The sequence below is a fragment of the Vibrio sp. 1557 genome (assembly GCF_033340175.1).
Lineage (GTDB): Bacteria > Pseudomonadota > Gammaproteobacteria > Enterobacterales > Vibrionaceae > Vibrio > Vibrio alginolyticus.
The window spans coordinates 1-1,065 of sequence record NZ_JAWOVZ010000270.1; the positions used below are offsets into that span (position 1 = coordinate 1).

Consider the following 1,065-nt stretch of genomic DNA (forward strand, 5'->3'; position numbering starts at 1 on the left):
TTCTCTGGTTCTGAAATCCATCCCTGTCGGTGTTGCTTATGCAGTCTGGTCGGGACTCGGCGTCGTCATAATTACAGCCATTGCCTGGTTGCTTCATGGGCAAAAGCTTGATGCGTGGGGCTTTGTAGGTATGGGGCTCATAATTGCTGCCTTTTTGCTCGCCCGATCCCCATCGTGGAAGTCGCTGCGGAGGCCGACGCCATGGTGACGGTGTTCGGCATTCTGAATCTCACCGAGGACTCCTTCTTCGATGAGAGCCGGCGGCTAGACCCCGCCGGCGCTGTCACCGCGGCGATCGAAATGCTGCGAGTCGGATCAGACGTCGTGGATGTCGGACCGGCCGCCAGCCATCCGGACGCGAGGCCTGTATCGCCGGCCGATGAGATCAGACGTATTGCGCCGCTCTTAGACGCCCTGTCCGATCAGATGCACCGTGTTTCAATCGACAGCTTCCAACCGGAAACCCAGCGCTATGCGCTCAAGCGCGGCGTGGGCTACCTGAACGATATCCAAGGATTTCCTGACCCTGCGCTCTATCCCGATATTGCTGAGGCGGACTGCAGGCTGGTGGTTATGCACTCAGCGCAGCGGGATGGCATCGCCACCCGCACCGGTCACCTTCGACCCGAAGACGCGCTCGACGAGATTGTGCGGTTCTTCGAGGCGCGGGTTTCCGCCTTGCGACGGAGCGGGGTCGCTGCCGACCGGCTCATCCTCGATCCGGGGATGGGATTTTTCTTGAGCCCCGCACCGGAAACATCGCTGCACGTGCTGTCGAACCTTCAAAAGCTGAAGTCGGCGTTGGGGCTTCCGCTATTGGTCTCGGTGTCGCGGAAATCCTTCTTGGGCGCCACCGTTGGCCTTCCTGTAAAGGATCTGGGTCCAGCGAGCCTTGCGGCGGAACTTCACGCGATCGGCAATGGCGCTGACTACGTCCGCACCCACGCGCCTGGAGATCTGCGAAGCGCAATCACCTTCTCGGAAACCCTCGCGAAATTTCGCAGTCGCGACGCCAGAGACCGAGGGTTAGATCATGCCTAGCATTCACCTTCCGGCCGCCCGCTA

The 1,065-nt window shown here is 60.6% G+C and carries 2 protein-coding genes; both read left to right on the plus strand.

What is annotated here, in order from left to right:
* On the plus strand, window positions 1–208 hold a 208-nt coding region (locus R7070_RS26415; protein WP_000313105.1), incomplete at its 5' end, for a DMT family transporter.
* Window positions 202–1,041 carry a sulfonamide-resistant dihydropteroate synthase Sul1 gene (gene sul1 / locus R7070_RS26420; RefSeq protein WP_000259031.1) on the plus strand — a complete coding sequence of 280 codons (840 nt, stop codon included), beginning with the start codon at window positions 202–204 and terminating at the stop codon, window positions 1,039–1,041. The genes R7070_RS26415 and sul1, both read left to right, overlap by 7 nt.
* The last annotated feature ends 24 nt before the right edge of the window (window positions 1,042–1,065 follow it).